A 26,059-nucleotide genomic window follows, 5' to 3' on the forward strand; every position below is an offset into this window, starting at 1 on the left:
CCCCGCCACGCTACTGGCCGGACGAAGCGGACGTCAGCGGAATCCGTCACCAGCCCTCCGGCGGCTCCACGAAGGCCTTGCCGAGATCGCGCGTGAGCGCGAGGGCCCGGCGCATCCAGTCCGGCGTCGCACCGGCGAGACCGCAGGCGGGTGTGGGAACGGCGCGTTCCGCGAGGACGCTGCGGTTGAAGCCGAGCCGGTCGGCCAGCCGGAACGCGGGCTCGCCGACGTCCTTGAGGCTGATCGGAGACGAAGGTGCCGTGGTGGGGACCGCTCCCATGAACAGCGTCGCCCCGCCGTCCCAGACCTCGCCGATCTCGTCCAGGAAAGCGGCGGACGCACCATCGAGCGCGTTCAGGTCGAAGGCCAGCGCGTCCGCCCCGGCTTCGCGCAGCAGACCGAGCGGCGGCTTGCCGGCGCAACAGTGCAGGATCACCGGTCGGCCGGTGATCCGCCGGGCGCCCTCGATCACGGTGGCGAGCAGGTCACGGGCCTCGGGCTCCGGCACCGCGGAAACGTTCCCGTAGCCGGACGGCGTCGACAGCCCGCCGGCGAGCACGGTCGGCAACGACGGCTCGTCGAACTGGACGACCACCGGCGCTCCCGTCCTGGCCTGCACCTCCGCGACGTGAACTGCGAGTCCGTCCAGCAGGGACGACGTGAAATCTCGTAAGGCACCGTGGTCGGTGAGCACCCGGTGGCCCCTGGGCAGCTCGATCCCGGCACCGAGCGTCCAGGGCCCGGCGAGCTGGACCTTGAAGACCGGCGGGGTGGCCCCGGTCTTCTCGCGCACCTCCTGGACCGCGTCGAGATCCCAGCGAAGCAGGTCGACCGCACGGCGATGCTCGTGACCAGGCCGGGGCGCGACGCGATAGCCGCTCGGGACGACGTCGACGGCCAGGTCGACCAGCAGCGCAGCGGTCCGGCCGAGCATGTCCGCCCCGACACCGCGGGCCGGCAGCTCGGGTAGGTGCGGGAAGTCGGGCAGCTCGCCGAACACGACCGCCGCCGCTTCCGCGGGATCGGTACCAGGCATCGAACCGATCGCTGTCGCGGCACCCAGGGGCCAAAGTCGCTCACTCACGACCGCTCATTCTGGTCGACCACCAGCCGACGACACCGACCGGGCCACCTCGCCCGCCGTCGTCGATGCGGACATTCGCCGCATTTCCGTTTACCGCCGCCACAAGCGGGTCCGCGCGGATAGGCTGACCGGCCATGACGAGTACGCCACCGCAGCCGGGCTGGTACCCCGACGCGCGGGACCCCCGTCTGCACCGATGGTGGGACGGCCAGGCCTGGACCGCCAACACCCGGCCCGCTCACCAGGCGCCCCCACCACCGAGCGACTCGACGCCGATCGAGCTGGACATCGAACGCGGCCACGACCCCGGTCGGATCCAGAACCAGGTCGCCCGCGCGACACGCGGCCGCGGCGCGGCGCACAACGGCGGCGGGACCCTGTTCACCGAGCCGGTGCTGGTGGTCAACCAGCGCGCCAAGCTGATCGAGATGGCCAACGAGTTCGGCGTCTTCGACCAGCAAGGCAACCGCCTCGGCGGCGTCGTCGAAGTCGGCCAGAGCACGCTGAAGAAGGCCATCCGGCTCCTGACCAAGTACGACCAGTTCCTGACCCACAAGTTCGAGGTCCGCGACGCCAACCACAGCACCGTGCTGAAGGTGACCCGCCCCGCCAAGGTGTTCAAGTCACGCTTCCTGGTCACGCGGGCCGACGAGACCCCGATCGGCGAGATCGTCCAGGAGAACGTCTTCGGGAAGATCCGGTTCGGCTTCGTCGTGGACGGCCGCTCCGTCGGCGGGATCTTCGCCGAAAACTGGCGAGCCTGGAACTTCTCGATCCGCGACCACGCCGGCACCGAAGTCGCCCGGGTGACCAAGACGTGGGGCGGTTTCATCAAGGCCGCCTTCACGACAGCCGACAACTACGTCGTGGAGATCCCCCACCCGCTGCCGGATCCGCTGGCCAGCATGGTCGTCGCCGCGGCCCTCACGATCGACACCGCGCTGAAGCAGGACACCGACTGATCGAGTGACCGGTGTCTCATCTTCTCCAGGTGGACAGCGGGCCCGGCACGGCTCAATGTGAAGAAAGGCCGGGACACCGCAGTCTCGCCGGGACGGGAGGTCACCATGGAACCGTTGCCGGAAAACAGCGACAGGAACTGGACCGAGCCCGGGATCTACGAAGTCTCGGCCGGTGTCTACCGGATCCCCCTGCCGCTGCCGAACGACGGTCTGCGCGCGGTCAACGTCTACTCGGTCACCGATGGCGAGAAGCTGGTCCTGGTCGACTCGGGCTGGGCGCTGACCGTGGCCCGGCAACAGCTTGCGGATGCCCTCGGCGGCATCGGCGCGGAACTCGGTGACGTAAGCGAATTCCTGGTGACCCACGTGCACCGGGACCACTATTCGCAGGCGGTGGTCCTCCGCCGTGAATTCGGCTCGAAGATCGCCCTCGGCCAGGACGAGGAGCCCTCGCTCAAGGCATCGGGCAATCCCGACCGCCTGCCCATGGAGGCCCAGGTCGACCTCTTGTTCCAGGCCGGGGCAGGCGAAGTCGTCGAAGCGCTCGCCCGGGAATTCGGCACCGACCGGCGCCACACGGAGGCCGATCTCTGGGAAGCGCCCGACGAATGGCTGACACCGGGCCGCCGGCCGATCCTGCCCGGTCGCGACTTCGACGTCGTCGCCACTCCCGGACACACGGCCGGGCACGTGGTCTTCATCGACGACACCGCCGAACTGTTGTTCTCCGGCGACCACGTGCTGCCGCACATCACGCCCTCGATCGGGTTTCAGCCCGTACCCGCCGAGTTGCCGCTCAACGACTTCATCGAATCCCTCCGCCTGGTTCGCGCGATGCCGGACCGCCGGCTGCTGCCCGCGCATGGCCCTGTGTCCGACAGCGTGCACACACGAGTCGACGAACTGCTGGAACATCATCGGCAGCGTCTCGAGACGATGGGCTCGCAGATCGCCGCCGGGGCCACGACCGCCAACGAAGCCGCGCACCGGGTCGGCTGGACCCGCCGGAACCGCAAACTGTCCGAAATGGACTCGTTCAACCAGATGCTCGCGGTGCTGGAAACAGCGGCTCACCTCGACCTGCTGGCATCGCAAGGAAAACTGAACATGCAGATCGTCGACGGCGTTCGGCACTACTCGGTGGCTTGACGACAGCGTAGGGCAGCACCGGGAGTAGCTGCCTCGTAACAGCGTCAGCTGTCGCCTGGTGTCCTGCATACTGGGTGAAATGGATGTCATCAGACGCGCCCGTGCCACGGACATCGAGGCGCTCGTGCGCCTGTTCGGCGCATCGGGCGAGCAGCTGACAGCCACACTCCGTGAGCTCATGAACACCCCTCATGTCACGCTGGTCGTGGCCGAGGACGACAACGGCATCGTCGGCACCGCCCAGCTGACGGTGCTTCGAGGGCTCTCGTGGGACGGAGCAGCCCGCGGCCTCCTCGAGGGCATCCGCGCTTCCCGGCGCGGCGTGACGAGCGCACTTCTGTCCTGGGGCATCAACGAGGCCCGCCGACGAAGCTGCACGCGCGTCCACCTGGATTCCGGCCTCACCCGTGGCGATCTACGAGAGTTCTACGCACGCTTCGGTTTCGAGCACAGCTATGAAGGGTTCACCCGCGCGCTGTGATACTGGCGCCGTGACCGAATACGTGATCCGCAAGGCAAGACGTGAGGACATCGGTGCGATCGTGCGCATGCTGGCGGACGACCAGTTAGGTGCTACCCGAGACGATCCCACCGACCTCGATCCCTACCTACGTGCCTTCGATGAAATCGTCACGGACCCCAACCAACTCCTGGTCGTCGTCGCGCACGGTGACCAACCAGTGGGAACACTCCAACTGACGATCATTCCCGGACTGGCCCGACGAGGGGCGCTTCGCGGTCAGATCGAGGCCGTACGGATCCACGCCGACCACCGCGGCTCCGGACTCGGCGCCGACCTCGTGCATTGGGCGATCACCGAGTCACGGCGTCGCGGGTGCGCACTCGTGCAGCTCACGTCGGATACCTCCAGAACCGACGCACATCGCTTCTACGAGCGCCTTGGTTTCACACCGAGCCACACGGGATTCAAACTCAAGCTCTAACCCACCCACCAACCTCGAATCAGTCCACTTCGGACTCTCAGCTGCTCAATTCGCCTCGTGTACGCCCAGACACGGACGCCCACGCACGCGACGATTCCGAATGAATCTTATTACGTCAAGCCGCGAACGGCGCGAACGGACCGTTCGCGCCCTTTCACCACCCTTTCCCGCGAATCTCGATGACTTTCGTTGCGAGCCGTCGTACGGTCGGACTCATGGCACCTTCACAACCAGTCCACAAGCTCGTCCCTGCAACCGACCCCTCGGGCAGTGACGACAGACTCCCCATGATGCTGCGATCGGTCCGATGTGATCCGGAATCGTTGCAGCGTATGAAAGACGACCAAGTCGTCGACCTCATCCGCGACACCGACGCGGAGATCTCCAAGCTGCAAGCTGTTCAGCTGAGAGCGATCGCAAATTTGAGCGTGCGACGGAGACGGGCGCCCAGCGCGGCTTCGGAAGTAGCACTCGCCCTGTCCATAACGGAACACCGCGCCAGAGCCATCGTTTCCGCGGCCAGCGCACTGATCGTCCGGCTTCCCCGCATGTTGAACCTCATGGACGACGGCAGACTCGACCTGTACCGCGCCATGAAGGTCACCGACGCGACGGCCTGGCTGTCCCAAGAACACGTAGGCGCCGTCGACGCGACGCTCGAAGATCGAGTGCAGGGAAGGAACGCCACGCAGGTTCGCCGCGCAGCGACCTACGCGGCCGCGCAAGCCGATCCGGAAGGGGCCGCGCTCCGCACCGAGCAGAAACTGGTCGAGCGGCGATTCGTACTGCATCACCAGGACACCGGCGTGACCCACCTTTCGGTCAACAACGCACCCACCGAGAAGGCGACCGCCGCCTATGCCCGCATCGATCGGGCCGCTCGGGCATTGAAGACTCCGGAGGAGGCGCGCACCCTCGATCAGCTCCGCGCGGATGTGGCCATGGATTTGCTGCTCAGCGGCACAGGCGGTCCGAGCGAGCGCACCGAGGTCTTCCTGCACATCGACCTGGACACCTACCTCGGCATCAGCGAAACGCCGGCGGCGTTGGCCGGTCGCGGGCCTATCGCCGCCGCGGTGGCCCGCCACATCATCGGCGGACCCGACACGGCACTGCGACGGGTTCTAACCGACCCGCGTACCGGCCAGGCACTCGAACTCTCGCCGACGCGCTATCCCCTCCACCAGGACGAGTTCATCCGGGTCCGGGATCAGGAATGCCGGCAGCCGGGATGCACACGTCCCGCACAGAATTGCGGGGTCGAAGCGACGCGTCCCGAGGGCGGGCCCGAAGGGACGCCGGATCAGCCCGTCACCTACTGCTCACGGCACCGCAACCTGAAGAGGCAGCCCGGCTGGGACTACGAAGTCAGCTCGGACGGCACCGTGAACGTCGCGACGCCGGCGGGGCAGGTGCATTCGACGACACCACCGTCGATCCAGCCGGATCGACGTCGAGGCAACCGAAGCCGGAAGAAAGCTCGGAAGTGATGGGTGGTCAGCGCGTACCCGAGATCTTCGCGCTGCCCAAAACGAGGTCACCGTCTTCGGAATCCGGCCGGTAGAGAACGACGACCTGGCCCGGAGCGACTCCACGCAGCGGCTCACGCAGGTGCACTGTCATGGTGTCGGAATCCACGTCGGCGACCGCGTCGACGATGCCTCCGTGGGCCCGGACCTGAACCACGCACTCGGTCGGTTCGGTCAGCGGCCTGCCGCTGGGCCAAATCGCCCGATCGGCCTCGATCACATCAACGCCGAGCTCGGCTACAGGGCCGACCTTGACGGAGCCGGACACCGGCTCGAGCGACAGGACGTACCGCGGGCGGCCGTCCGGCGCCGGAGCATCGATCCCCAGGCCCTTGCGCTGGCCGATGGTGAATCCGTGCACTCCGGTGTGCCGGCCGAGGACCGCACCCGTCTCCGCGTCGACGAGCTCACCGGGACGCTGACCCAGACGGTTCTCCAAGAACTTCTTGGTGTCACCGTCCGGGATGAAGCAGATGTCGTGGCTGTCGGGCTTGTTGGCAACGGACAGGCCACGCCGCTCCGCCTCGACCCGGACATCTGACTTCCAGGAATCACCAAGGGGAAACATGGCGTGGCTGAGCTGTTCAGCCGTGAGGGAGGCGAGCACGTAGGACTGGTCCTTGCCGCTGTCCGCGCTACGACGCAACTCAGGCACGCCGTCGACGACAGAGAGGCGCGCGTAGTGGCCGGTGGCGACAGCGTCGAACCCAAGCGCCATCGCCTTCTCGAGAAGAGCCTCGAACTTGATCTTCTCGTTGCAGGTCACGCATGGGTTGGGAGTGCGTCCGGCGGCGTATTCACCGACAAAGGTCTCGACGACCTCCTCGGTGAAGCGCTCGGCGAAATCCCAGATGTAGAAGGGGATGCCGAGAATATCCGCGGCTCGTCGAGCATCGTGCGAGTCTTCGATCGTGCAGCACCCGCGCGAGCCGGTCCGCAACGTCCCCGGTTTGGCCGACAGCGCCAGGTGTACGCCGACGACGTCATGCCCGGCGTCCACCGCGCGCGCCGCGGCGACCGCCGAGTCCACTCCTCCGCTCATCGCGGCCAAAACCCGCATTGCCTTACACCTCTTGCTTCTGGGTCTGCTTGCGCATTCCGGCGAGACCGGCCTGCCGTGCGCGCAGGACGACTCCACCGATCTCGCTAGCCACTGCCTCGACATCCGCGGCAGTGGATGTGTGGCCAAGGGAAAAACGAAGGGAACCACGGGCCGCCGCCGGATCTGCTCCCATGGCGAGCAACACGTGGCTCGGCTGGGCGACGCCTGCAGTGCACGCCGATCCCGTCGAGCATTCAATGCCCTTGGCGTCGAGCAGCATCAGCAGGCTGTCGCCGGCACATCCTGGAAAGGTGAAATGAGCGTGGCTGGGCAGCCTTTCGCCCTCTCCCCCGTTGAGGACAGCGTCAGGCACTTCGCGTTGGACAGCCTCGACGAGTTCGTCCCGCAGCCCCTCGACGCGCTTGGCGTAGTCAGATCGGGTGGTGACACTGGTTCGGACTGCGGCCGCGAAACCCACGATCGCCGGAACGTCCAAGGTGCCTGAGCGGACGTTGCGTTCCTGACCGCCGCCGTGCAGCAGGGGCGCGCAAGTCACATCCCGCCCGAGAAGGAGTGCTCCCACACCGAGCGGACCACCAAGCTTGTGCCCGGTCAGCGTCAGCGCCGACGCACCGCTGGCGGCGAAATCGACCGGAACAGCGCCGACAGCCTGAACCGTATCAGTGTGGAACGGGATTTCGAACTCGGCGCAAATCGCCGCCAGCTCGGCGATCGGGTTGATCGTGCCGACCTCGTTGTTGGCCCACATCGCGGTGGCAAGGGCCACGGATTCGGGGTCCGCGGCGATGGCAGCGCGGAGGACGTCGGGCGAGACGCGTCCCTGGCTGTCCACGTCGAGCAGGACGACCTCGGCGCCGCAGTGGTCCTCGAGCCATTCGACGGTATCGAGCACTGCGTGGTGCTCCGCGGCACCGCACAAAACCCGACGGCGCTGCTCTCGTTCCTCGCTACGGGCCCAGTAGATGCCCTTGATCGCGAGGTTGTCGCTCTCGGTGCCTCCGCCGGTGAAAATCACCTCGGAGGGACGAGCGCCCAGCGCGTCAGCGATCGTTTCGCGGGCTTCCTCGACCATGCGCCGAGCCCGGCGGCCCGAAGAATGCAGCGCGGAGGCGTTGCCCACGGTGGACAGCGCCTCGGTCATCGCCGCTATGGCTTCGGGCAACATCGGAGTGGTCGCCGCGTGGTCGAGATAGGTCATCGCTCCATCAGGGTAGTCCGCTCCGGCGCGTGACCAAGCCCACCCTGGTCCTGTAAGTGGGCTGTCACACCTTCGACGGCCACCGCCCGGTCAGCCGGACCCCCAGTAGCGCGAGTGCCACCAATGCCACTGTGAGCAGGGCCATCGCCGGGGAGGGGTCGAGGACCGAGCCGACCACGCCGAGCAGGACGCCGCCCAGGCCGATCAGCAAGGCCGAGCCCACCCAGTCGGCGAGCTGCATCGCCGAGGTGTTGAACCCGCGTTCACCCTCGGGTGAGTAGCGCAGCAGGAGAACGGATATCGCCGGCATCGCGATGCCCATGCCGGCGCCACCGACTGCGCAGGCCACGAATGCGAGCCAGCCGGGGCACCAAGGTTGGGAGACCAGGCCGAAGCCGATGAGTCCGGCCGCGACCAGCCAAAACCCCGTGCGCAGCGAGGCCTCTCTCGACCAGTTGAGGTATCGGCCCTGGGCTGCCGAAGCTGCGGACCAGCCCAGAGCCGTGATCGTCAGGGGTAGGCCGGCGAGAGCCGGGCTGTAGCCGTGGACTGCGCTCATTGTCAGCGGTAGGTAGGCCTCCATTCCGGCGTACGCGCCCGCGATCAAGGCGCGGGAGGCGACGACTGTCGGCAGGCCGGGGCGGGCGGTCAGCGTTCCGATCGGCAGGAGGGTTCGGAGGGCGTAGGCCAGGGCCAGGAGGCCCACCGTGCCGTAGCCGAGGGCGAGGAAGGAGTGGTGCTGGGCCGCCCACGTCAGTGCTGCGACGCCGAGGGCGGCGATTATTGCCTGGGGCACGCTTGCGCGGCGGCCGTCGACCGCGGGCGTGTGCGTGGGTAGTCGTCGGACGACCACGGTCAGCATGGTCGCTCCGATGACCACGAGCGGGACCAGGCCGAGGAAGACCCAGCGCCAGCCGATGGTCACTGTCAGGAGGCCGGCCACCGGTGGGCCGATGACCGCCGGCAGGACCCATGCGGCCGCGTTGGCGGCGTAGATCACCGGGCGTTCGTGGTCGGTGAACGTCAGGGCGATCAGGAGTGAGACCGAGACCAGGAGCAGCCCCGAGCCGAAGCCCTGCAGGGCGCGGCCGAGAAGGAACACCGGCATGACGTTCGCCGTTCCTGCGACGACGAGGCCGGCCGCGAACAGTGCTGGGCCGGCGAGCAGCGCCGGGGCGGGGCCGCGGCGGTCGCCGATGCGGCCTGACAGCACCGTGGCGACCACGCTGGAGATCAGGAAGATCGTGAACGGCCACGAGTACAGCGCCAGGCCGTCGAGGTCGGCTACCAGGGTCGGCATCGCCGTTGCCACGCCCATGTTCTCGAAAGCGACCAACGTGACCACCAACAACAGAGCGATCGTGGTCAGCCGGTGTTCCGCACTCCAAAGCACGCTGCGGCGGGGTGCGGAGCCGATCGTCGAGGCCATGATCGGCAGCGTGCAACCTCCAGCGCGCTGGAGGTCAAGCCTCCTCAGGCCGTGCGGTGGGCCGCCGGTTCCAGGGGCAGGTCGCGGGCCAGGGCGGCTGCCTCGCCGCGGGAGGTGACGTTCAGCTTGTCGAGGATGTTGCGGACGTGGAACTTGACCGTGTGCTCGCTGAGCTGCAGCTGTTCGGCGATCTGCCGGTTGCGCGAGCCCTGGGAGATTCCCGACAAGACCTCGAGCTCGCGTGGGTTGAGGCGGTCCAGCGGGCGCAGCTCCGGGGGTTCGGCCACGCCGAGCGGGAGGACCGCCGTGACCGTCGTGCCCCAGCCGGGGACCGCGTCGAGCTCCCAGTGGCCGCCGAGGGCGGTGAGGCGGTCCGTCAGGCCGCGGGCCGGGATCGCGTCCGCGACCTCCGGGCAATTGTCACGGACCGTGATGCGGAGCAGGGTTCCGTCCAGGCGCCAGGACGCTCGCAGGCGGGTGGTCGTCGGGCGGTCCAACGCGGCGAGCACCAGGCCGCGGGTCAGGGTGCGGGCCGTGTGGGCGATGTCCTGCGGGAGGGATGCGTCGCCGATCGGGTCGGCGAGGTCGACGTCGACCTCCGTGTGGCGGACCAGGTCGGCGAGCTGCGCCTTCAGCACCGCGAAGGCCGCGTCGGCCTGTTCCGCCGACAGGGCCTGGTCGCGGTCGACCACGCCCCTGAGGGCGAGCAGGGCGTCGGCGGCCACGTCGACCGCGGTGCGGCGGGCGACCGTGTCGGAGAGGCGGCCGGAGCGGAGTACCGCCAGGAGGGTGGCCAACGTCGCCGCGTGGGTCTGGCCGAGGTCGGTGATCGCCTGGGCTCGGGCGGAGGCCGCCGCGAGGCTGCTGGCCAGGACGTCGGGGCCCGGGTCCGTCGCGCGCTGGGCCGCGTCCGTGCTGACGATGTGCCACAGCTGCGCGGCCAGCTCCAGGTCGGCGGACCGCAGTTCCCCGGCTTCCGGCACCACGGCGAGCACGGAGCCCTTGCCGATCGCCGGCGTCGAGGCGAGCAGGACGATGCGGCGTTCGGTTCCACCGAGGTCGCCGTCGATGACCAGGGCCTTGCCCGGCTCGCTGCGGTCGACCAGGCGCTGGAGCTCGGCGCTGGTCACGGCGGCGGTGATCGTCTCGTCGCCGATGACCTTGAGCGGGCTGCGCGGGCAGTCGCCGGTCTGCATCGCGGCGGCGCGGTGCGGGACGAGCCGCCCCAGCTCCGTGGAGAACCGGCTGAAGAACTGGGGGCGCGGGGCCGACAGCAGCCGGTCGACGACGTCGAGCACGTGCCGCGGATCCGACCAGGAAGCGTCCATGGCCCCAAGGTAGGCGCGTCCGGCGGCGGACGGCCTGCTCGTCCGGCTAGTGAACACTGCTCGTCCGGGTGGTTCGGTAGAGCAGGCAGGGCGAGTTGACTGAGGTGCAGAGGACATTCGAAGACTCACCAACCGAGGAGTGCCGAACACCATGCGAGCGATCACCTTCTCCGCTTACGGCGGGCCGGACGTCCTGCAGCTGTCCGAGGTGCCGGTGCCGGAGCCCGGACCGGGGCAGGTGCGGCTGGCCGTGCGGGCCGCCGGCGTCAACCCGATCGACTGGAAGATCCGCAACGGCTTCATGCAGCAGAACTTCCAGGTGCCCTTCCCGCACACTCCCGGGCTCGAGGTCGCCGGGGTAGTCGACGCCGTCGGTGCGGGCGCGGACTTCGCCGTCGGCGACGAGGTGTTCGGCTGGTCCGAGACCGGCGCTTACGCCGAGTACGCGCTGGCCAAGACGCTCGCGCCGAAGCCCTCGAGCCTTTCGTGGGCGGACGCCGCCGCGTTGCCGGTCGCCGGGGAGACCGCGCTACGCGTCCTCGGGCTGCTCGGCGTCCGCGAAGGCGAGACGCTTTTGCTCCACGGCGCCAGCGGCACGGTCGGGCGGTTCGCCGCGCAGGTCGCCGTCGCGCAGGGCGTGACCGTCATCGGGACGGGTGGGAGCCGGAGCCTCGACGACCTGAAGTCGCTGGGCGTCGTTCCGGTGCTCTACGGCGACGGCTGGCAGGAGCGGGTCCGCGAGGCCGCGTCCGGGCCGATCGACGCCGTGTTCGACGCCGCCGGGCACGGGGTGCTGCCCGGGTCCGTCGAGCTGCGGGGCTCCCAGGAGCGCGTCATCACGATCGCCGACGCGGCTGCCTTCGAGCTGGGGATCCCGTTCTCCAGCGGGGGCGAGCAGACCCGCGAGGTCCTGACCGGGATCGCCGGCTGGGTGACCGAGCGCGGGGTCGGCCTCGCGCACGGCAAGAGCTACCCACTCGCCGAAGCGGCCGCCGCGCAGGTCGAAAGCGAGGGTGGGCACCCCGGCGGGAAGCTCACGATCACCGTCGGCTGAGGACGCCGGCCGACCCGGGCCTGTCGCCGGATCGCGGCGACAGGGCCCGGATCACTTCGCGGGAGGCGAAGCCAGGGGCGCCGGCTGACGGCGCGGCGTACGGCGGCGCTGCTGGGCCGGGATCCGGACCGTGCCCAGCGCGGAGTGGACCGCCGCCTCGGCGAGGGCCGCCAGCTCGCGGCGGTCCTCCGCGCGGCCGGGGGCGATCTCCGGGCAGATGTGGAGTTCCAGGACCAGTCCGCGCAGGGCCGCGACCCGGCGCAGGGAAGCGATCAGCGACTCCGGGCCGATGAACGCCGGGCGGCTGGTCTCGCGGCCGTCGGCGAGGCGGTACCGGAGCGCGATCGGGCGCACTGGGACACCGCCGTCGATGGCCGCCTGGAACGTCGCCGTCGTGAAGCGGCCCGAGGCCAGGCCGCACCACGTGGTGCCTTCCGGGGTGACGCTGACCAGCGAACCCGTCCGGAGCGCGTCGGCGAGCGACGCCATCGTGGCGGGCAGCGTCTTCAGCCGCTCGCGGTCGAGGAAGATGCTGCCGCCGCGGCGGACCAGGCCGCCGAGCACCGGCCAGCCCGCGATCTCCTTCTTGGCCAGCGCGCGCATCGGGCGCAGCGCGTTGATCGCGACGATGTCCAGCCACGAGATGTGGTTGTTGACGACCAGCGCGCCGCGGCCGGCGGGCGCGGTCAGGAAGTCGGCGCCGCCGTGGACGTCCAGGCGGACGCCGAACGCCCGCAGCACGCCGCGGAAGATCAGCCGGATGCGGCGTTCGCGGCCCCACGGCACCAGCAGCAGCGGCGCCGACAGCAGCGCCGCGAGCACGGCGGTGATCGCCGCCGCGAAGCGCAGGACCCGGCGTGGGAGGCCGACGACCGCGTCGCCGTCGGTCAGGCAGCCGTCGCCGCAGGGGGACGTCGGCATCCAGGAGTGGCTCATCCCTGGGTCCCGAGGAAGAACTTCAGGTACCGCTCGTCGACGTTGTGCAGGTCCAGCAGGACGAAGAAGTCCGCGACACCGAAGTCGGCGTCGAGGGCGGGCGGTCCGCAGACCTTGGCGCCGAGCCGGACGTAGCCCTTGATCAGCGGCGGCAGCGTCGCGCGCGCCGGGCGTTCGATCGCCGACGCGTCCCACGGGGTCAGCGGCGAGACGCGGGTGGCCTCGTCCGAGTAGTGCTTGGCCTGCAGGAGGTCCCACACGCCGGCGGCGAAGGACCCGTCGCCGGCCAGCGGGACGGACGCGCAGCCGGCGAGGTACCGGTGGCCGGAAAGGAGCATGTAGCGGGCGATGCCGGCCCAGACCAGGCTGACGACGGCGCCGCTGCGGTGGTCGGGGTGCACGCACGAGCGGCCGGTTTCGACCAGGTGCGGCCGGATCCCGTCGAGCGCGCCCAGGTCGAACTCGCTGTCGGCGTAGAGTTTCCCGGCCCGCGCGGCGCGCTCCGGCGGCAGCATCCGGTAGCAGCCGACGATCTCGCCCGTGTTGTCGTCGCGGACCACCAGGTGGTCGCAGAACTCGTCGAACTCGTCCACGTCGAGACCGGGCCGGAGCGAGTGCAAGCGCGCCCCCATTTCCTCGGCGAAAACGCGGTACCGCAGCCTTTGCGCGGCGACCACTTCATCGTTCGCGTGAGCGACGAGGAGGGAGTACCGGGGAGCGTCCGCGGGGAGCTCGGCACCCGCCTGATCAGTGCTGACGAGGAGCTGTGACGTCGTCATGGTCAAGGTGTACCCGCGCGTCGGAAGCCGCGGAGAGTGCCATCCGATGACCGATTGGTGCACGTTCAGTTAATGGCGGGTTCTCAGGCTTCTCTCAGGTCCTGGAAACGCGAAAAGGGCCTCCCGGGGACGTCCCGGGAGGCCCTTCCGACGTGCAGGATCAGCCCTTGCGCTTCGCGACCGCTTCGGTCAGCTGCGGCGCGACGTTGAACAGGTCGCCGACGATGCCGAAGTCGGCGATCTCGAAGATCGGCGCCTCCGGGTCCTTGTTGACGGCGATGATCGTCTTCGACGTCTGCATGCCGGCGCGGTGCTGGATCGCGCCGGAGATGCCGAGCGCGATGTACAGCTGCGGCGACACGGTCTTGCCGGTCTGGCCCACCTGGAACTGCGCCGGGTAGTAACCGGAGTCGACCGCGGCACGCGAGGCGCCGACAGCCGCGCCGAGCGAGTCGGCCAGCTTCTCGACGACGTCGAACTTCTCCGCCGAGCCGACACCACGGCCACCGGAGACCACGATCGAGGCCTCGGTGAGCTCCGGACGGTCACCGCCGGTCACCGGCTCGATGCCGGTGATCTTGGTGGCCTTCGCCGCGTCGACCGCGGGGATCTCGACGGTCTCTTCGGCCGCCGCGCCCTCGGCCGGCTCGGCCTCGACCGCGCCCGGGCGGATGGAGACGACCGGCGCGCCCTTCACGGACTTGGACTTCACCGAGAACGCGCCACCGAAGATGGACTGGTCGATGACGCCGTCGCCGTTGACGCCCACGGCGTCGTAGATCAGGCCGGAGCCCAGGCGCACGGCCAGGCGGGCGGCGACCTCCTTGCCCTCACCGCTGGCGGTGACGAGCACGGCGGCCGGGGACGCCTGCTGCGCGAGCGCGGCGAGCACGTCCACCTTCGGCGTGACCAGGTAGTTCGCGGCGTCGTCACCTTCGGCGACATAGACCTTGGCGGCGCCGTGCGAGGCCAGCGCCTGCTTCGCCTTGGCGGCGGTCCCGGTCGGGCCGACGACGACGGCCGACGGCTCACCGAGCGCGCGAGCGGCGGTCAGCAGCTCGAGCGTGACCTTCTTGACCTCACCGTCGACGTGGTCGACGAGGACGAGTACTTCAGCCATGTTCTTGTTCCTCCTCGAAGAGCCGTTGTCAGATGAGCTTCTGGCCGACCAGGTACTCGGCGACCTTGGTGCCGCCGTCACCTTCGTCCTCGGCCTTCTCACCCGCGGTGCGCGGCGGCTTCGGAGCGGACTCGGTCACGGCGGACCATGCGTTGCCGAGACCGACCTCGCCCGCGTCGACACCCAGGTCGGCGATGGTGAACGTCTCGACCGGCTTCTTCTTCGCGGCCATGATGCCCTTGAAGGACGGGTAGCGCGGCTCGTTGATCTTCTCGCCGACGCTCACGATCGCGGGCAGGCTCGCCTCGAGGTGCGTGAGGCCGTCCTCGGTCTCGCGGGTCGCCTTGATCGTCGAGCCGTCGACGCTCAGCTCGCGCACGTAGGTGACCTGCGGCAGGCCGAGCAGCTCGGCGAGGATCGCCGGGACGGCGCCGCCGCGGCCGTCGGAGGACTCGTTGCCGGCGATGACCAGGTCGAAGCCCTCGACCTTGCCGATCGCGGCGGCGAGCACCTTGGCGGTGGCGATCGCGTCGGAGCCGTGCAGCGCCTCGTCCGAGACGTGGATGGCCTTGTCGGCGCCCATGGACAGCGCCTTGCGGATGGCGTCGGTCGCGCGGTCCGGGCCCACCGAGATCACGGTGACCTCGCCCTCGCCGGCTTCCTTGATCTTCAACGCCTCTTCGACGGCCTTCTCGTTGATCTCGTCGAGCACGGCGTCGGCGGATTCACGGTCAAGGGTGTGGTCGGTCCCGTTGAGCTTCCGCTCCGAGTAGGTGTCCGGTACCTGCTTGACCAGGACAACGATGTTCGTCATGGGTCTGCTTCGACCTCCCGGTTGTGCCCCGCGGACGACCACGGGTCAGTGCTCTACTGGCCGGTAGATTAGGGCCATTCCGCCCTGAGTACCCGCCGAGGTGACGCCATTCACCTGGATGAGCAATCTAATGGGACTATCGTCCCGGTAGTCGACCGGTTACCCCGCTTGAACTGCCGTTCGTCCGATCGGACCAACCACGGCCTACTCGCGGTGGGTGTCAGGCATTAACCTCCCCCACCATGCCCGCGCGCATCGCCGTCATCACCGACTCGAGTTCCTGCCTGCCCGACATCGTCGCGTCCCGCTGGGCCATCGGGGTCGTCCAGATCCAGCTGAACCTGGGTGGTCACCTCGACGACGAAAACCGCTACGACCGCGGCGAGGTCATCGACGCGATGAGATCGGGACAGATGATCACCACCGCGCCCCCGGATCCGGGGGCGTTCTTCTGGACCTACCAGGAAGCGGCCGCCGCCGGCGCGACCGCCATCGTCAGCATCCACATCTCCGGCCGCATGTCCGACACGGTCCGCGCGGCCCGGGACGCCGCGCAGCAGGTCCGCATCCCGGTGCACGTCCTCGACAGCCGAACCACGGGGATGAGCCTGGGCTTCGCGGTGGTGTCGGCAGCCCGGGCGGCCGCGGCCGGCGCGGACGCCGCGCGCGTCATCGAAGCCGCCGAACGCCGGTGCTCCACCAGCACCGAGTTCATCTACGTCGACACGCTGGAGTACCTCCGCCGGGGCGGGCGGATCGGCGCCGCACAGGCGATGCTCGGCACCGCGTTCTCGATCAAGCCGCTGCTCACGGTCAAGGACGGCGAGGTCGCGCCGCTGGCCAGGGTCCCCGGCACGCGGCGGGCGCTGGCCAAGATGGTCGACCTCGCGGTGAAGAAGTCCGGCGGGTTCCGCGCCGACATCGCCGTGACCCGGTTCGGGGCCAGCGACCACGAGCTGGAGATCGGCAGGCAGATCGAACGCCGGGTGCCCGCGATGGCCGAGAGCATGGTCGTCGAGGCGAGCACGGTCATCGGCGCGCACCTCGGCCCCGGCGCGCTCGGCATCACGGTGTCGCCGGTGGGCTGACGCGCCGGCCCGGGACCAGCAGGACCACGAGCGGCACGACGACGCCGAGCCCGGTCGTCGCGATGATCAGCACCTGGTCGATCCGCTCGAAGTGCGCGACATGGCCGAGGTGGTAGAGGAAGTGCGGCAGGCCGAACAGCAGCCCCGCCACGCCGGCGAGCCGCGCCACCGCTGTGGTGCCGATCACGGCGGCTCCGACCAGCAGCGCGGCGAGGGTCAGGGTGAGGCCGCCGAAGTCGCGCAGGAGGTGCTCGTTGAAGGCGCCGTCCATGGCGACCCAGCCGGTGCGGAAGCCGGGAAAGTCCTGGTAGAAGCCTATGGGCGACACCAGTGGCCATATTCCGACCACGGCCTCGACGAGGCCGGAGAAGACGAGCAGAAGGCGGGTGATGGTCCGTTGCATGACCACGGAACGAGCCGGCCGGGCCGGACGTGACACCAGCTATGGTCGCGCAGGTGACCACCCCAGCCACCCGGTCCGAGGCGCTGCACCTGACCGGGGAACGGACCGTCCCCGGCATCGCCGAGGAAAATTACTGGTTCCGGCGCCACGAAGCCGCGTACGCCGCCCTGCTCCCCCACTGCGCGGACGCGACGGTGCTCGAAGCCGGCTGCGGTGAGGGCTACGGCGCCAGTCTCCTCGCGACCGAAGCCCGCCGGGTGCTCGCGCTCGACTACGACGTCCCGACCACCGAGCACGTCGCCCGCCGCTACCCCGAGCTCGCCGTCGCGCGGGCGAATCTGGCGTTCCTGCCGGTGCGGGACGGCGCGGTCGACGTCGTGGCCAACTTCCAGGTCATCGAGCACCTGTGGGACCAGGCGGGGTTCCTCGCCGAGTGCCGGCGGGTGTTGCCGGAAAACGGCAAACTGCTGGTCACGACGCCGAACCGGCTGACGTTCACGCCGGACAGCGACACGCCGCTGAACCCGTTCCACACCCGCGAGCTGGCGCCGTCGGAGCTCGCCGGACTGCTCGAAGACGCCGGTTTCGACGTCGAGACGCTGCACGGGCTGCACCACGGCGAGGCCGTGCGCGCGCTCGACGAGCGCTACGGCGGTTCGATCATCGACGCCCAGCTCGACGTGGTCATGGGCGAGCTGCCCGGCCAGGCCGTCTGGCCGGCGGCGCTGCTCGCCGACGTCGCCGCGATCGAAGCGTCCGGGTTCGACGTCCACGGGGACGACCTCGACGCGAGCCTCGACCTGATCGCCGTGGCGGTGCGCCGATGAGCGAAGGAACTTTCTGCCTCGTCGTGCACAGCCACCTGCCGTGGCTGCCGCACCACGGGACCTGGCCGGTCGGCGAGGAATGGCTGTACCAGGCGTGGGCGCATTCGTACCTGCCGATGGTCGACCTGCTCGAGCGCTTCGCCGCCGAAGGGCGCCGGGACGTGCTGACGCTGGGCGTGACGCCGGTGCTCGCCGCGCAGCTCGACGACCCGTACAGCATCCGCGCGTTCCACGACTGGCTCGGCCACTGGCAGCTGCGCGCCCAGCACGCGGCGACGTTGTGGGGCGGCGACCCGCTGCTGCGCGAGCTCGCGGCGGCCGAGCACCGGACGGCGGTCCGCGCCGCCGAGGAGCTGGGCACGCGCTGGCGGCACGGCTTCTCCCCCATCCTGCGGTCCTTGGTCGAAAACTCGACCATCGAGCTGCTCGGGGGCCCGCTGGCCCACCCGTTCCAGCCGCTGCTCGACCCGCGGGTGCGCGAGTTCGCGCTGAACGCCGGGCTCGACGACACGGCGCTGCGGCTCGGGGCGCGACCGGAGGGGATCTGGGCGCCGGAGTGCGGCTACGCGCCCGGGATGGAAAACGACTACGCCGCCGCCGGCGTCCGGCGGTTCATGGTCGACGGCCCGTCGCTGCGCGGCGAGACCTGGGCCGCGCGCCCGGTCGGCACGAGCGACGTGGTCAGTTTCGGACGAGACCTCGAAGTCACCTACCGCGTCTGGTCGCCGAAGGCCGGCTACCCCGGACACGCCGCGTACCGCGACTTCCACACCTGGCAGCACGAGGTCGGGCTGAAGGCGGCGCGGGTCACCGGCAAGACGGTCGAGCCGCAGGACAAGGCGCCGTACGACCCCGCGCTCGCCGCGGACGTCCTGCAGCAGCACGTCAAGGACTTCGTCGAAACCGTCGTGGCGCGGCTGCGTTCGCTGAAGAAGCAGCACGGGCGTGAAGCGCTCGTGGTCGCCGCGTACGACACGGAGCTGTTCGGGCACTGGTGGCACGAGGGACCGGCGTGGCTGGAAGGCGTGCTGCGGGCGCTGCCCGAGGCCGGCGTCCGGGTGACGACGCTGAAGGGAGCGATCGAGGCCGGCCACGTCGGCGAGCCGATCGACCTGCCGGTGTCGTCGTGGGGCTCGGGCAAGGACTGGCGCGTCTGGGACGGCGAGCAGGTCAAGGACATGGTCGAGGCGAACGCGGCGCTGCAGCGGCGGCTGCTCGACCTCGTGGCCGATTTGGGGACGACGGCCCGGGACACCGTCGCCGACCAAGCTGTCGCCGAGGCGATGCTGGCGCTGGAAAGCGACTGGGCGTTCATGGTCACCAAGGACTCCGCCGCGGACTACGCCCGGCGCCGCGCGGCGGTGCACACCGAGCGCTTCGACGCGCTGGCCGGGCTGCTGCGCCGCGGTGACCGCGCGCGGGCCGCGGAACTCGCGGCCGCCTACCGCGCCGACGACGGACCGTTCGGGCACCTCGACGCCCGGACGCTGAAGCACGACTGAAAGGAATCCATGGGAATCCACGAAATTCCGGTCAAGACCCTCGACGGGCAGGACAGCTCGCTGGGCTCCCTGGCCGGCAAGGCGCTGCTCGTGGTCAACGTCGCGTCGAAGTGCGGCCTGACCCCGCAGTACTCCGGCCTCGAGCGGCTGCAGGAACGCTTCGGCGGCCAGGGCTTTTCCGTGGTCGGTTTTCCGTGCAACCAGTTCGCCGGGCAGGAGCCGGGCAGCGCGGACGAGATCCAGACGTTCTGCTCGACGACCTACGGCGTCACGTTCCCGCTGTTCGAGAAGATCGACGTCAACGGCGACGGGCAGCACCCGCTGTACGCGGAACTGACCAAGACCGCCGACGCCGAGGGTGCCGCGGGCGACGTCCAGTGGAACTTCGAGAAGTTCCTCGTCGGCGCCGACGGCGAGGTCCTGGCGCGGTTCCGGCCGCGCACCGAGCCCGAGGACGAGACGGTCGTCAAGGCCATCGAAGCGGCGCTCCCGGCCTGACACCACGGCGGGGGACGCCGGTCCCCCGCCGTCGCCGAGATTCACCGGATCGGGTCAGGCCCGCCAGTGCCTGCTGCGGTGCGGCGGCCACCACCATCACCACGGGCACATCCACGTGCTGGGGCTCTGGTTGCACCTGTAGCAGGCCCGCCGCGCCGGGGCGATGGCCTCCGCGCCGGCGCGGCTCCCGTTCACAGCCCGAGCTGGTCGCGTCCGACGGCGCTGAGGTCGTCGATCGTGGCCCGGCCGGTCCAGTTCTTTTCGTAGTCTTCGGGGGCGAAATCGCCCGGGCTCGCGCCGGTCAGGAACGCGCGGCCGCATTTTTCCGCGTACGCGGCGTTCTTCGCGCAATGCGGGCTCGCGGGGATGTACATGACGTTTCCCCAACGGTCCGGATTGGTGCCGTCGGCGACCGCGTGGACGACGTCGCCGTGCCACCAGACCGTGTCGCCCGGCTCGACGTCGGGGATCGACGTCAACGCCGGCAGCAGGTCGTCGTGGTACTTGTCGTTGACGGGCAGCGCCTGGCCGTTGGCCGCGCCGCAGAGGTCGTCGTCGGGGATGTCGTCCTGGAGTGCGCGGAGCAGGACGTACGCGATCGCCGACGGGATCGGCACCACGTGCAGCACGCCGTCGCCTTGGCGCATTTCCGACAACGCGGTCCAGCCCTGGAAGGTGCGGAAGGCCGAGCACATCACCGTGGACGGGTACTCGTCGACTTCGGTGCGGTGGGCGCCGTCCCACGGGTCGTACGCGCGCCAGTCTCCGTCGAAGACGTGGCGGAAGACCTGCTGGTAGGCGGGCAGCAGCCAGCGTTCGACCGAGCCGGAGTCGGTGTGGGCGGACAGGCCGAGCGACGCCGAGCCGGGTGCGCGGCGGCGGATGCGGTCGGGGTAGGCCGTGTCGCGATCCGGGTCGAACCAGACGCGGCCCTCGGACTCGTGCCGCCAGAAGGAGTTGAGGAACCGCCGGACGGCGACCATGTGCTCGTGCTGGCGCGCCTGGATCTGGGGCTTCGACCAGTAGACGGGGTAGATCTGCGGCTGACCGGAGGCGAGGCCGGCGAAGACGTCGTCGGCCGGACCCTGGTAGGTGCCACCGAAGTCGTTGTCCGCGAGGTAGGCGGCGAGCTCGGCGTCCCAGGTTTCGGCCGTTTCGCGCGCGAAGGTGCCCTTGACGACGGCGCAGCCGCGGCGCCGGATCGCGTCGGACGTCCGCTGCGGCACGGTTCCGTCGGCGATGTCGCGAAAACGGACCACGGGGAAGGCGTCCGGATCGGCGGCGACGGCGTCCACCTCCCGCCGCACCCAGTCCCGGACCCCGGCGAACTCGCCGGCGACGTCGCCGATCCGGGCGCGCAGCTCCTGCTTGGTCCGGGTGACGGCCTCGGCCATGTTCGCGGGCAGTTCGGTGGTGGTCATCGACGTCCTCCGCTTTAAGTTAGGACTCCTTACTAGAATGTCCCGGCTACGGTAACCCCAGTTCCTTCCCCGCCACAAGAGGTGCGATGTCCGACCCCGACCGGCCGCTCCCGCGCCTGGCGATGCTGCGGGCCATGACCGACCGCGCGGTGCTCGACCAGGTCTTCGTCCACGGCCGGACCACGCGCGCCGAGCTCGCCGCAGCCACCGGGATCTCGAAGCCGACGATCTCCGAGTCGGTCCGGCGGCTGGAGACGGCGGGCGCGCTGCGGGCCACCGGCACCGACCAGACCGGCCGCCGCGGCCGGATCGCCACGTTCTACGAGCTGGCCGCAGACGCCGGGCGCGTCGTCGCAGCGGAGGTGAACCAGCAGGGCGTCCGCACGGTGACGACCGATCTGACCGGGGCCGTCCTGGCCACCGAGCGGCACGCGCCGGACGGACAGCCGATCACCGATGCCGTCCGCGCGGCCGTCGCCACGGCGAGCGCCGCGGGAACCGGGCCGGTGCGGGCGACCGCGGTCTCGGTGGCCAACCCGGTGGACCCGGTCACGCACGAGGTGGTCGCGCTGCCGGGGTCGCCGTTCCCCGAGGGCAGGCTCCGGGCCGGGGAGGTCGGGGCCGACGTGCTGCTCGACAACGACGTCAACTTTTCGGCCCTTGCGGAACGTCGGGAGGGCGCCGCGCGGGAGGTCACGAGCTTCGTTTACGTCTACGTCGGTGCCGGGCTCGGCGTGAGTCTCTACGTCGGCGACCAGCTCGTCCGGGGCGCGCACGGGCTGGCAGGTGAGATCGGGTACTTGGACAGCTCGGGGTCGACGTTGGCTTCCGCGCTCGCTGACCAGGGGTTCGGCCGGCCGGATGCGCCTTCGCTGGACGTCGGCGAAATTTTGACCACGCTCGACCGGGCCGCCGGGGACGCCGTCGCCGCGGGACGGCTGCGGCTGCTCGGCGCGACGCTCGGGCGGGCCGTGGCCGCGATCTGCACCATCGTCGACCCGGACCTCGTGCTGCTGGGCGGGCCGGCCGGGAGCCGGGCGGACCTCGTTGCCGAAATCCGGCGAACGGTCAGTTCGATGACGCCCGGCCCGGTCCGGGTCGAAGCCGGCGAGGTGACCGACTCGGCGGCGCTGCGCGGGGCGCTCTTGTCGGCGCTCGACCACGGGCGCGACGGGCTGCTCCGGGCGGTTGCCGAAAGTTGACCACGGGCCCGGGCGGGGTCGACACCGGGATGAAAGCGCTGGTCAGCGACGTCGTCGAAAATCGACCAGGGTCCGGCGTGGCTCAGGCCGAGCCAGTCTCGATCACCGCCCTCGCGCACTTCGCGACCACGGCCGGGTCCATCTTCACCACCCGGCGGTCGTAGGTCAGGAGGCCGTTGACCTCGTTCTCGACATCGGTCGTCTGGGTGTACACGGCACCGGACAGCCCGCGCTCCGCCACCACGCGCTCGAGGGCCGCGCTCACTTCTGCGTAGCGCTCGGTGAGCCGCTCGCGCGTCGGCGTCATTTCGTACGCGTTCGGTGGGCCCGGCCAGCGGTGGTCGTCGAGGACCAGGCCGAGGCCGCCGTACTCACCGTCTACGATCGCGCGGGCGTCTTGGACCGCGGGAGCGCCCGGGCCGACGTACGTGTGGTCGTCGTAGACCTCACCCGCGCCGGTGTCAGGGCGGGAGAAGCAGCAGTTGACGCCGCTGTTCGCGATCACCAGCCGGGTCGGGTCGAGGGATTTGACCAGTTCCGCGACACGGGCCGTGTCGAACTCGCCCCAGCCCTCGTTGAAGGGCACCCAGCCGACGATCGACGGGACCGCCTTCAGCTGGGTGATCATTTTGATCAATTCGGCTTCGAACCGCTCGCGCGCCGATGGGACCGGGTCAGGCGCGATCCCGGGTGGGCCGTCGAAGGACACCGTCAAGGACGGCATGTCCTGCCAGACGACCAAGCCCAGCGTGTCGGCCCAGAAGTACCAGCGGGCCGGCTCCACCTTGACGTGCTTGCGGACGAAGTTGAAGCCCAGTTCCTTCGTCTTCTCGAGGTCGAAGCAGAGGGCTTCGTCGGTGGGCGCGGTGGAGATGCCGTCCGGCCAATAGCCCTGGTCGAGCGGTCCGTGCAAAAAAGTGACACGGCCGTTGAGGGCGATCCGCGGGCGGCCTTGCCCGTCCGGGACCAGGCCGATCGTCCGCAGGCCCGCGTAGCCGCCGACCTCGTCGAGGAGGGCGCCGTGCCGGTCCTGGAGCTCGACGCGCAGGTCGTAGAGGTGCGGGTCGTCGGGGGTCCAGAGGCGCGGTGAGGCGACGTCCACGCGGACCGATGTCCCGGCCGGGCCTGATGCGCGTGCCACCTCCGTGCCGTTTGCCGAAAGAACGACAACGACCTCGGCGCCGCCGGTGACCTGGGGGAACACCGTCACTCCGGTCAGATCCGGGGTCAGGTCGAGCCGGTCGACGCGGTGCGTGGGGACCGGCTCCAGCCAGACCGTTTGCCAGATTCCGGACGACGCCGTGTAGCAGATGCCGCCGGGGGTGTTGCGCTGTTTGCCGACCGGGAAGGGCTCGATGTCGGTGCGATCTTCAGCGCGCACAGTCAGCTCCTGCGGGCCCGACGCGCGCAGGACGTCGGTGATGTCCGCGCTGAACGCCGTGTAGCCGCCTTTGTGCGTTGCGACGAGCTGGTTGTTGACCCACACCTTCGCCGTCTGGTCGACCGCGCCGAAGTGCAGGAGGACCCGCGAACCTGTCCAGTCGAGCGGGACCTCGAAGAGCCGGCGGTACCAGAGGACTTCGTCGCGTCGTCCGATTCCGGACAACGCCGACTCCGGCGGGAACGGCACCAGGATCCGCTCCGCATAACCCGACGGCCGTGGTTCGTCCGGCGACGAAGGCCAGCCCGCGTACTCCCAGACGCCGTTGAGGTTCAGCCAGCGGGGCCGGGTCAGCTGGGGCCGCGGGTACTCGGGCAGCGCGTGGTCCGGAGCGACCTCGCCGCTCCACGGGGTCGGCAGGGGCGGGTCGAGCCGGCGCCAGCCGGGGTCCTCGGGAGAAGTCATCCCGGCCGATGGTGGCAGAGTTCGGCGGGCTCGCCAGTGATCGGGATCACATGTGAACACTTCGCCAGCACGGGCGCGCCGGGCGTTCTGACTCGCGAGTAACCTCTGCGCATGCGTGTGCTGATGCTGTCGTGGGAGTACCCGCCAGTGGCCATCGGAGGCCTGGCCCGGCACGTGCACGCGCTCGCCACCCACCTGGTGCGCCAGGGCCACGAGGTCGTCGTGCTCTGCCGGCACGCCGCCGGCACCGATGCCGGGACGCACCCGCGCACCGACCGCGTCGTCGAAGGCGTGCGGATCGTGCGGGTCGCCGAAGACCCGATGCACGTGACGTTCGAGCGGGACCTCGTCGCCTGGACGCTGGCCATGGGGCACGCCATGATCCGCGCCGCGCAGGACCTGCTGCGGACCTGGCAGCCCGATGTCGTCCACGCGCACGACTGGCTGGTCGCGCACCCGGCGATCGCGATCGCCGAGGCCGCGCGGGTGCCGCTTGTCGGCACGATCCACGCGACCGAGGCCGGCCGGCACTCGGGCTGGCTTTCGCACCCGCTGAACCAGCAGGTGCACTCCGTCGAGTGGTGGCTGGCGAACCGCGCCGACGCGCTGATCACCTGCTCGCAGGCCATGCGCCGCGAGGTCTCCTACCTCTTCGAGGTCGAGGCCGCCGACGTCACGGTGATCCACAACGGCATCGAGGAGCGCGGCTGGCAGGTGCCGGCGAAGGAGATCGCCCGGGCGCGGGAGGTCTACAGCCCGGCCGGGGCGCCGCTGTTGCTCTATTTCGGACGACTCGAGTGGGAGAAGGGCGTGCAGGACCTGCTCGCCGCGCTCCCCCGCATCCGGCGGCGCCACCCGGGCACCCGCGTGGTCGTGGCCGGAAAAGGACGACACTTCGACGAGCTGGTCGAACAGTCGCGGAAGCTGCGGGTGCGGCGGGCGGTCGACTTCGTCGGGCACCTCTCCGACCGCGATCTGCGGGCGGCGCTGGCCGCCGCCGATGCCGTCGTGCTGCCGAGCCGATACGAGCCGTTCGGGATCGTCGCATTGGAGGCCGCGGCCGCGAAGGCGCCGCTCGTGGCGTCGACCGCCGGGGGGCTCGGCGAGGTCGTCGTGCACGGGGAGACCGGGCTCGCGTTCAGCCCCGGCGATGTCGCGGAATTGACCACTGCCGTGACGGCGGTGCTCAGCGACGCGCCGGCTGCGGCGAAGCGGGCGAAGGCAGCGCAGTCGCGGCTGGCCGCGGACTTCGACTGGGGCCGGATCGCCGAGGCGACCGCCGACGTCTACCGGCGGGCGAAGCCGGCCGAACCGGTGGAGCTGCCGCGGCCGAAGATCGCCACCGGCAACGCGTTCGAGCCGGTCGCGGCCGGGATCCCGGAACTGTAGGTAGCGGACGGCTCAGAAGCGGCAGGGCCGGACGCAGTCGGGCCGCGCCGTGGACGGGGCGGCCGTGATCACCACGGCGCCGGACGAAAACGACAACACGACGAAGAGGACGGCGACGGCCGTTCTCCACTTGCTGGTCATGGGGACTCCTCGGGGTGACGGCGCGACGGGCGCCTCGCAGCGAGCATCCGCGCCGCTCCCCGGCGAAACAATAAGCGGAACAGTAGGGGTGCCTACGCATTCGCCATGAGTGACCGTTCACCGGGTTCCGGTGAGGAGCCGCACCCGGACCGCCTCGCGGAGCGGGCCGTGCGGGGCCACCGCCGCCCGGACGCGGTCGGTGAACGCCGGTCGCGCGTCGAGGGCCGGCAGCCGGCCGGGGCTCATGGCCGAAAAAAACGCCACCGACGATTTCCTCGACGGTCAGCGTCGTCGCGTATTCGACAACCCGCTGGTCGACGGCATATCCGGCGGCCGAGAGCGCGGCCGCGTAC

The 26,059-nt window shown here is 70.2% G+C and carries 26 protein-coding genes; 12 read left to right on the forward strand and 14 right to left on the reverse strand.

The genetic code is table 11. The features are described 5' to 3' along the window. Positions 1 to 46 precede the first annotated feature (46 nt). Positions 47 to 1,084 (reverse strand): methionine synthase, encoded by a 1,038-nt coding sequence (locus ACLJQM_RS31235; protein ID WP_360774466.1) that lies wholly within the window; start codon positions 1,082 to 1,084, stop codon positions 47 to 49. 134 nt (positions 1,085 to 1,218) lie between these two features. On the opposite strand from ACLJQM_RS31235, the gene ACLJQM_RS31240 reads away from it, so the two are divergent. The 5 genes from ACLJQM_RS31240 to ACLJQM_RS31260 all read left to right on the forward strand — a co-directional run bounded on the left by ACLJQM_RS31240 (position 1,219) and on the right by ACLJQM_RS31260 (position 5,629). Then, the gene (locus tag ACLJQM_RS31240; protein ID WP_360774469.1) at positions 1,219 to 2,046 is read left to right on the forward strand and encodes a phospholipid scramblase-related protein; all 828 of its coding nucleotides are present in this window, start codon (positions 1,219 to 1,221) and stop codon (positions 2,044 to 2,046) included. Between the two features lie 105 nt (positions 2,047 to 2,151). Then, a complete protein-coding gene (locus ACLJQM_RS31245; RefSeq protein WP_410633929.1) occupies positions 2,152 to 3,195 on the forward strand; it encodes an MBL fold metallo-hydrolase in 1,044 nt (347 codons plus the stop codon). Between the two features lie 79 nt (positions 3,196 to 3,274). Beyond that, the gene (locus ACLJQM_RS31250) at positions 3,275 to 3,676 is read left to right on the forward strand and encodes a GNAT family N-acetyltransferase (RefSeq protein ID WP_410633931.1); all 402 of its coding nucleotides are present in this window, start codon (positions 3,275 to 3,277) and stop codon (positions 3,674 to 3,676) included. 10 nt (positions 3,677 to 3,686) lie between these two features. Continuing rightward, a complete protein-coding gene (locus tag ACLJQM_RS31255) occupies positions 3,687 to 4,139 on the forward strand; it encodes a GNAT family N-acetyltransferase (RefSeq protein WP_410633933.1) in 453 nt (150 codons plus the stop codon). A 215-nt stretch (positions 4,140 to 4,354) separates the two neighbouring features. Further along, complete coding sequence (locus ACLJQM_RS31260) at positions 4,355 to 5,629, forward strand: DUF222 domain-containing protein (RefSeq protein WP_396126594.1); 1,275 nt, start codon at positions 4,355 to 4,357, stop codon at positions 5,627 to 5,629. Between the two features lie 7 nt (positions 5,630 to 5,636). On the opposite strand, the gene mnmA is transcribed toward ACLJQM_RS31260, so the two are convergent. From mnmA to ACLJQM_RS31280, 4 genes are all read right to left on the reverse strand, one after another. Then, on the reverse strand, positions 5,637 to 6,728 hold the full coding sequence (gene mnmA / locus ACLJQM_RS31265; RefSeq protein ID WP_410633935.1) for a tRNA 2-thiouridine(34) synthase MnmA: 1,092 nt from the start codon (positions 6,726 to 6,728) through the stop codon (positions 5,637 to 5,639). 4 nt (positions 6,729 to 6,732) lie between these two features. After that, a complete protein-coding gene (locus tag ACLJQM_RS31270; RefSeq protein ID WP_410633936.1) occupies positions 6,733 to 7,929 on the reverse strand; it encodes a cysteine desulfurase family protein in 1,197 nt (398 codons plus the stop codon). A gap of 64 nt (positions 7,930 to 7,993) precedes the next feature. Continuing rightward, a complete protein-coding gene (locus ACLJQM_RS31275) occupies positions 7,994 to 9,358 on the reverse strand; it encodes an MFS transporter (RefSeq protein ID WP_410633937.1) in 1,365 nt (454 codons plus the stop codon). Positions 9,359 to 9,402: 44 nt separating this feature from the next. After that, positions 9,403 to 10,686 (reverse strand): helix-turn-helix transcriptional regulator, encoded by a 1,284-nt coding sequence (locus tag ACLJQM_RS31280; RefSeq protein ID WP_410633938.1) that lies wholly within the window; start codon positions 10,684 to 10,686, stop codon positions 9,403 to 9,405. A gap of 151 nt (positions 10,687 to 10,837) precedes the next feature. Between ACLJQM_RS31280 and ACLJQM_RS31285 the strand changes: the two genes are divergently transcribed. Further along, entirely contained in the window at positions 10,838 to 11,740 is a 903-nt protein-coding gene (locus tag ACLJQM_RS31285; protein ID WP_410633940.1) for an NADP-dependent oxidoreductase, read from the forward strand. Positions 11,741 to 11,791: 51 nt separating this feature from the next. Here ACLJQM_RS31285 and ACLJQM_RS31290 read toward each other — a convergent pair whose 3' ends face one another. From ACLJQM_RS31290 to ACLJQM_RS31305, 4 genes are all read right to left on the reverse strand, one after another. After that, positions 11,792 to 12,676, reverse strand: coding sequence for a lysophospholipid acyltransferase family protein (locus tag ACLJQM_RS31290; RefSeq protein WP_410633942.1), 885 nt, complete (start codon positions 12,674 to 12,676; stop codon positions 11,792 to 11,794). Beyond that, complete coding sequence (locus ACLJQM_RS31295) at positions 12,673 to 13,455, reverse strand: GNAT family N-acetyltransferase (RefSeq protein WP_410633943.1); 783 nt, start codon at positions 13,453 to 13,455, stop codon at positions 12,673 to 12,675. The genes ACLJQM_RS31290 and ACLJQM_RS31295 overlap by 4 nt, the downstream gene beginning before the upstream one ends. 160 nt (positions 13,456 to 13,615) lie before the next feature. Next, positions 13,616 to 14,575, reverse strand: coding sequence for an electron transfer flavoprotein subunit alpha/FixB family protein (locus ACLJQM_RS31300; RefSeq protein ID WP_410633945.1), 960 nt, complete (start codon positions 14,573 to 14,575; stop codon positions 13,616 to 13,618). 28 nt (positions 14,576 to 14,603) lie between these two features. Further along, positions 14,604 to 15,389 (reverse strand): electron transfer flavoprotein subunit beta/FixA family protein, encoded by a 786-nt coding sequence (locus ACLJQM_RS31305; protein WP_247013572.1) that lies wholly within the window; start codon positions 15,387 to 15,389, stop codon positions 14,604 to 14,606. Between the two features lie 242 nt (positions 15,390 to 15,631). Here ACLJQM_RS31305 and ACLJQM_RS31310 point away from each other — a divergent pair, with 242 nt between their 5' ends. Further along, positions 15,632 to 16,477 (forward strand): DegV family protein, encoded by an 846-nt coding sequence (locus tag ACLJQM_RS31310; RefSeq protein WP_360774497.1) that lies wholly within the window; start codon positions 15,632 to 15,634, stop codon positions 16,475 to 16,477. On the opposite strand, the gene ACLJQM_RS31315 is transcribed toward ACLJQM_RS31310, so the two are convergent. Beyond that, positions 16,455 to 16,880: a hypothetical protein gene (locus ACLJQM_RS31315; RefSeq protein WP_410633948.1), complete on the reverse strand. Its 426-nt coding sequence runs from the start codon at positions 16,878 to 16,880 to the stop codon at positions 16,455 to 16,457. The two genes, ACLJQM_RS31310 and ACLJQM_RS31315, sit on opposite strands and share 23 nt — an antisense overlap. A 53-nt stretch (positions 16,881 to 16,933) precedes the next feature. Here ACLJQM_RS31315 and ACLJQM_RS31320 point away from each other — a divergent pair, with 53 nt between their 5' ends. The 3 genes from ACLJQM_RS31320 to ACLJQM_RS31330 are packed head-to-tail and all read left to right on the forward strand — an operon-like array spanning position 16,934 to position 19,707. Next, the gene (locus tag ACLJQM_RS31320) at positions 16,934 to 17,707 is read left to right on the forward strand and encodes a methyltransferase domain-containing protein (RefSeq protein WP_410633949.1); all 774 of its coding nucleotides are present in this window, start codon (positions 16,934 to 16,936) and stop codon (positions 17,705 to 17,707) included. After that, positions 17,704 to 19,209: a 1,4-alpha-glucan branching protein domain-containing protein gene (locus tag ACLJQM_RS31325; protein ID WP_410633950.1), complete on the forward strand. Its 1,506-nt coding sequence runs from the start codon at positions 17,704 to 17,706 to the stop codon at positions 19,207 to 19,209. The genes ACLJQM_RS31320 and ACLJQM_RS31325 overlap by 4 nt, the downstream gene beginning before the upstream one ends. Before the next feature lie 9 nt (positions 19,210 to 19,218). Then, positions 19,219 to 19,707 carry a glutathione peroxidase gene (locus tag ACLJQM_RS31330; RefSeq protein ID WP_247013582.1) on the forward strand — a complete coding sequence of 163 codons (489 nt, stop codon included), beginning with the start codon at positions 19,219 to 19,221 and terminating at the stop codon, positions 19,705 to 19,707. Between the two features lie 191 nt (positions 19,708 to 19,898). On the opposite strand, the gene ACLJQM_RS31335 is transcribed toward ACLJQM_RS31330, so the two are convergent. Further along, positions 19,899 to 21,128 carry a YbiU family protein gene (locus tag ACLJQM_RS31335; RefSeq protein ID WP_410633951.1) on the reverse strand — a complete coding sequence of 410 codons (1,230 nt, stop codon included), beginning with the start codon at positions 21,126 to 21,128 and terminating at the stop codon, positions 19,899 to 19,901. Between the two features lie 86 nt (positions 21,129 to 21,214). Between ACLJQM_RS31335 and ACLJQM_RS31340 the strand changes: the two genes are divergently transcribed. After that, entirely contained in the window at positions 21,215 to 22,330 is a 1,116-nt protein-coding gene (locus ACLJQM_RS31340; protein ID WP_410633952.1) for an ROK family protein, read from the forward strand. A gap of 82 nt (positions 22,331 to 22,412) precedes the next feature. Here ACLJQM_RS31340 and ACLJQM_RS31345 read toward each other — a convergent pair whose 3' ends face one another. Then, positions 22,413 to 24,176: a glycoside hydrolase family 2 protein gene (locus tag ACLJQM_RS31345; protein ID WP_410633953.1), complete on the reverse strand. Its 1,764-nt coding sequence runs from the start codon at positions 24,174 to 24,176 to the stop codon at positions 22,413 to 22,415. 111 nt (positions 24,177 to 24,287) lie between these two features. Here ACLJQM_RS31345 and ACLJQM_RS31350 point away from each other — a divergent pair, with 111 nt between their 5' ends. Continuing rightward, positions 24,288 to 25,565, forward strand: a complete 1,278-nt coding sequence (locus ACLJQM_RS31350) for a glycosyltransferase family 4 protein (RefSeq protein ID WP_247013591.1) — start codon at positions 24,288 to 24,290, stop codon at positions 25,563 to 25,565. A 12-nt stretch (positions 25,566 to 25,577) separates the two neighbouring features. Here the strand turns inward: ACLJQM_RS31350 and ACLJQM_RS31355 are convergent, their stop codons facing one another. Then, on the reverse strand, positions 25,578 to 25,706 hold the full coding sequence (locus ACLJQM_RS31355) for a hypothetical protein (RefSeq protein WP_281506188.1): 129 nt from the start codon (positions 25,704 to 25,706) through the stop codon (positions 25,578 to 25,580). A gap of 117 nt (positions 25,707 to 25,823) precedes the next feature. Continuing rightward, positions 25,824 to 25,970, reverse strand: a complete 147-nt coding sequence (locus ACLJQM_RS31360; protein ID WP_410634082.1) for a hypothetical protein — start codon at positions 25,968 to 25,970, stop codon at positions 25,824 to 25,826. Positions 25,971 to 26,059: the final 89 nt, after the last annotated feature.

Source organism: Amycolatopsis sp. cmx-4-83 (genome assembly GCF_046548815.1).
GTDB lineage: Bacteria > Actinomycetota > Actinomycetes > Mycobacteriales > Pseudonocardiaceae > Amycolatopsis > Amycolatopsis pretoriensis_A.

What these genes read in the sequence shown, in the direction of transcription:
- ACLJQM_RS31240 (WP_360774469.1), top strand. Translation starts at nt 1,219, where the DNA reads ATGACGAGTACGCCACCGCAGCCGGGCTGGTACCCCGACGCGCGGGAC.
- ACLJQM_RS31245 (WP_410633929.1), top strand. Translation starts at nt 2,152, where the DNA reads ATGGAACCGTTGCCGGAAAACAGCGACAGGAACTGGACCGAGCCCGGG.
- ACLJQM_RS31250 (WP_410633931.1), top strand. Translation starts at nt 3,275, where the DNA reads ATGGATGTCATCAGACGCGCCCGTGCCACGGACATCGAGGCGCTCGTG.
- ACLJQM_RS31260 (WP_396126594.1), top strand. Translation starts at nt 4,355, where the DNA reads ATGGCACCTTCACAACCAGTCCACAAGCTCGTCCCTGCAACCGACCCC.
- mnmA (WP_410633935.1), bottom strand. Translation starts at nt 6,728, where the DNA reads ATGCGGGTTTTGGCCGCGATGAGCGGAGGAGTGGACTCGGCGGTCGCC.
- ACLJQM_RS31270 (WP_410633936.1), bottom strand. Translation starts at nt 7,929, where the DNA reads ATGACCTATCTCGACCACGCGGCGACCACTCCGATGTTGCCCGAAGCC.
- ACLJQM_RS31275 (WP_410633937.1), bottom strand. Translation starts at nt 9,358, where the DNA reads ATGGCCTCGACGATCGGCTCCGCACCCCGCCGCAGCGTGCTTTGGAGT.
- ACLJQM_RS31280 (WP_410633938.1), bottom strand. Translation starts at nt 10,686, where the DNA reads ATGGACGCTTCCTGGTCGGATCCGCGGCACGTGCTCGACGTCGTCGAC.
- ACLJQM_RS31285 (WP_410633940.1), top strand. Translation starts at nt 10,838, where the DNA reads ATGCGAGCGATCACCTTCTCCGCTTACGGCGGGCCGGACGTCCTGCAG.
- ACLJQM_RS31290 (WP_410633942.1), bottom strand. Translation starts at nt 12,676, where the DNA reads ATGAGCCACTCCTGGATGCCGACGTCCCCCTGCGGCGACGGCTGCCTG.
- ACLJQM_RS31295 (WP_410633943.1), bottom strand. Translation starts at nt 13,455, where the DNA reads ATGACGACGTCACAGCTCCTCGTCAGCACTGATCAGGCGGGTGCCGAG.
- ACLJQM_RS31300 (WP_410633945.1), bottom strand. Translation starts at nt 14,575, where the DNA reads ATGGCTGAAGTACTCGTCCTCGTCGACCACGTCGACGGTGAGGTCAAG.
- ACLJQM_RS31305 (WP_247013572.1), bottom strand. Translation starts at nt 15,389, where the DNA reads ATGACGAACATCGTTGTCCTGGTCAAGCAGGTACCGGACACCTACTCG.
- ACLJQM_RS31310 (WP_360774497.1), top strand. Translation starts at nt 15,632, where the DNA reads ATGCCCGCGCGCATCGCCGTCATCACCGACTCGAGTTCCTGCCTGCCC.
- ACLJQM_RS31315 (WP_410633948.1), bottom strand. Translation starts at nt 16,880, where the DNA reads ATGCAACGGACCATCACCCGCCTTCTGCTCGTCTTCTCCGGCCTCGTC.
- ACLJQM_RS31325 (WP_410633950.1), top strand. Translation starts at nt 17,704, where the DNA reads ATGAGCGAAGGAACTTTCTGCCTCGTCGTGCACAGCCACCTGCCGTGG.
- ACLJQM_RS31330 (WP_247013582.1), top strand. Translation starts at nt 19,219, where the DNA reads ATGGGAATCCACGAAATTCCGGTCAAGACCCTCGACGGGCAGGACAGC.
- ACLJQM_RS31335 (WP_410633951.1), bottom strand. Translation starts at nt 21,128, where the DNA reads ATGACCACCACCGAACTGCCCGCGAACATGGCCGAGGCCGTCACCCGG.
- ACLJQM_RS31340 (WP_410633952.1), top strand. Translation starts at nt 21,215, where the DNA reads ATGTCCGACCCCGACCGGCCGCTCCCGCGCCTGGCGATGCTGCGGGCC.
- ACLJQM_RS31345 (WP_410633953.1), bottom strand. Translation starts at nt 24,176, where the DNA reads ATGACTTCTCCCGAGGACCCCGGCTGGCGCCGGCTCGACCCGCCCCTG.
- ACLJQM_RS31350 (WP_247013591.1), top strand. Translation starts at nt 24,288, where the DNA reads ATGCGTGTGCTGATGCTGTCGTGGGAGTACCCGCCAGTGGCCATCGGA.
- ACLJQM_RS31355 (WP_281506188.1), bottom strand. Translation starts at nt 25,706, where the DNA reads ATGACCAGCAAGTGGAGAACGGCCGTCGCCGTCCTCTTCGTCGTGTTG.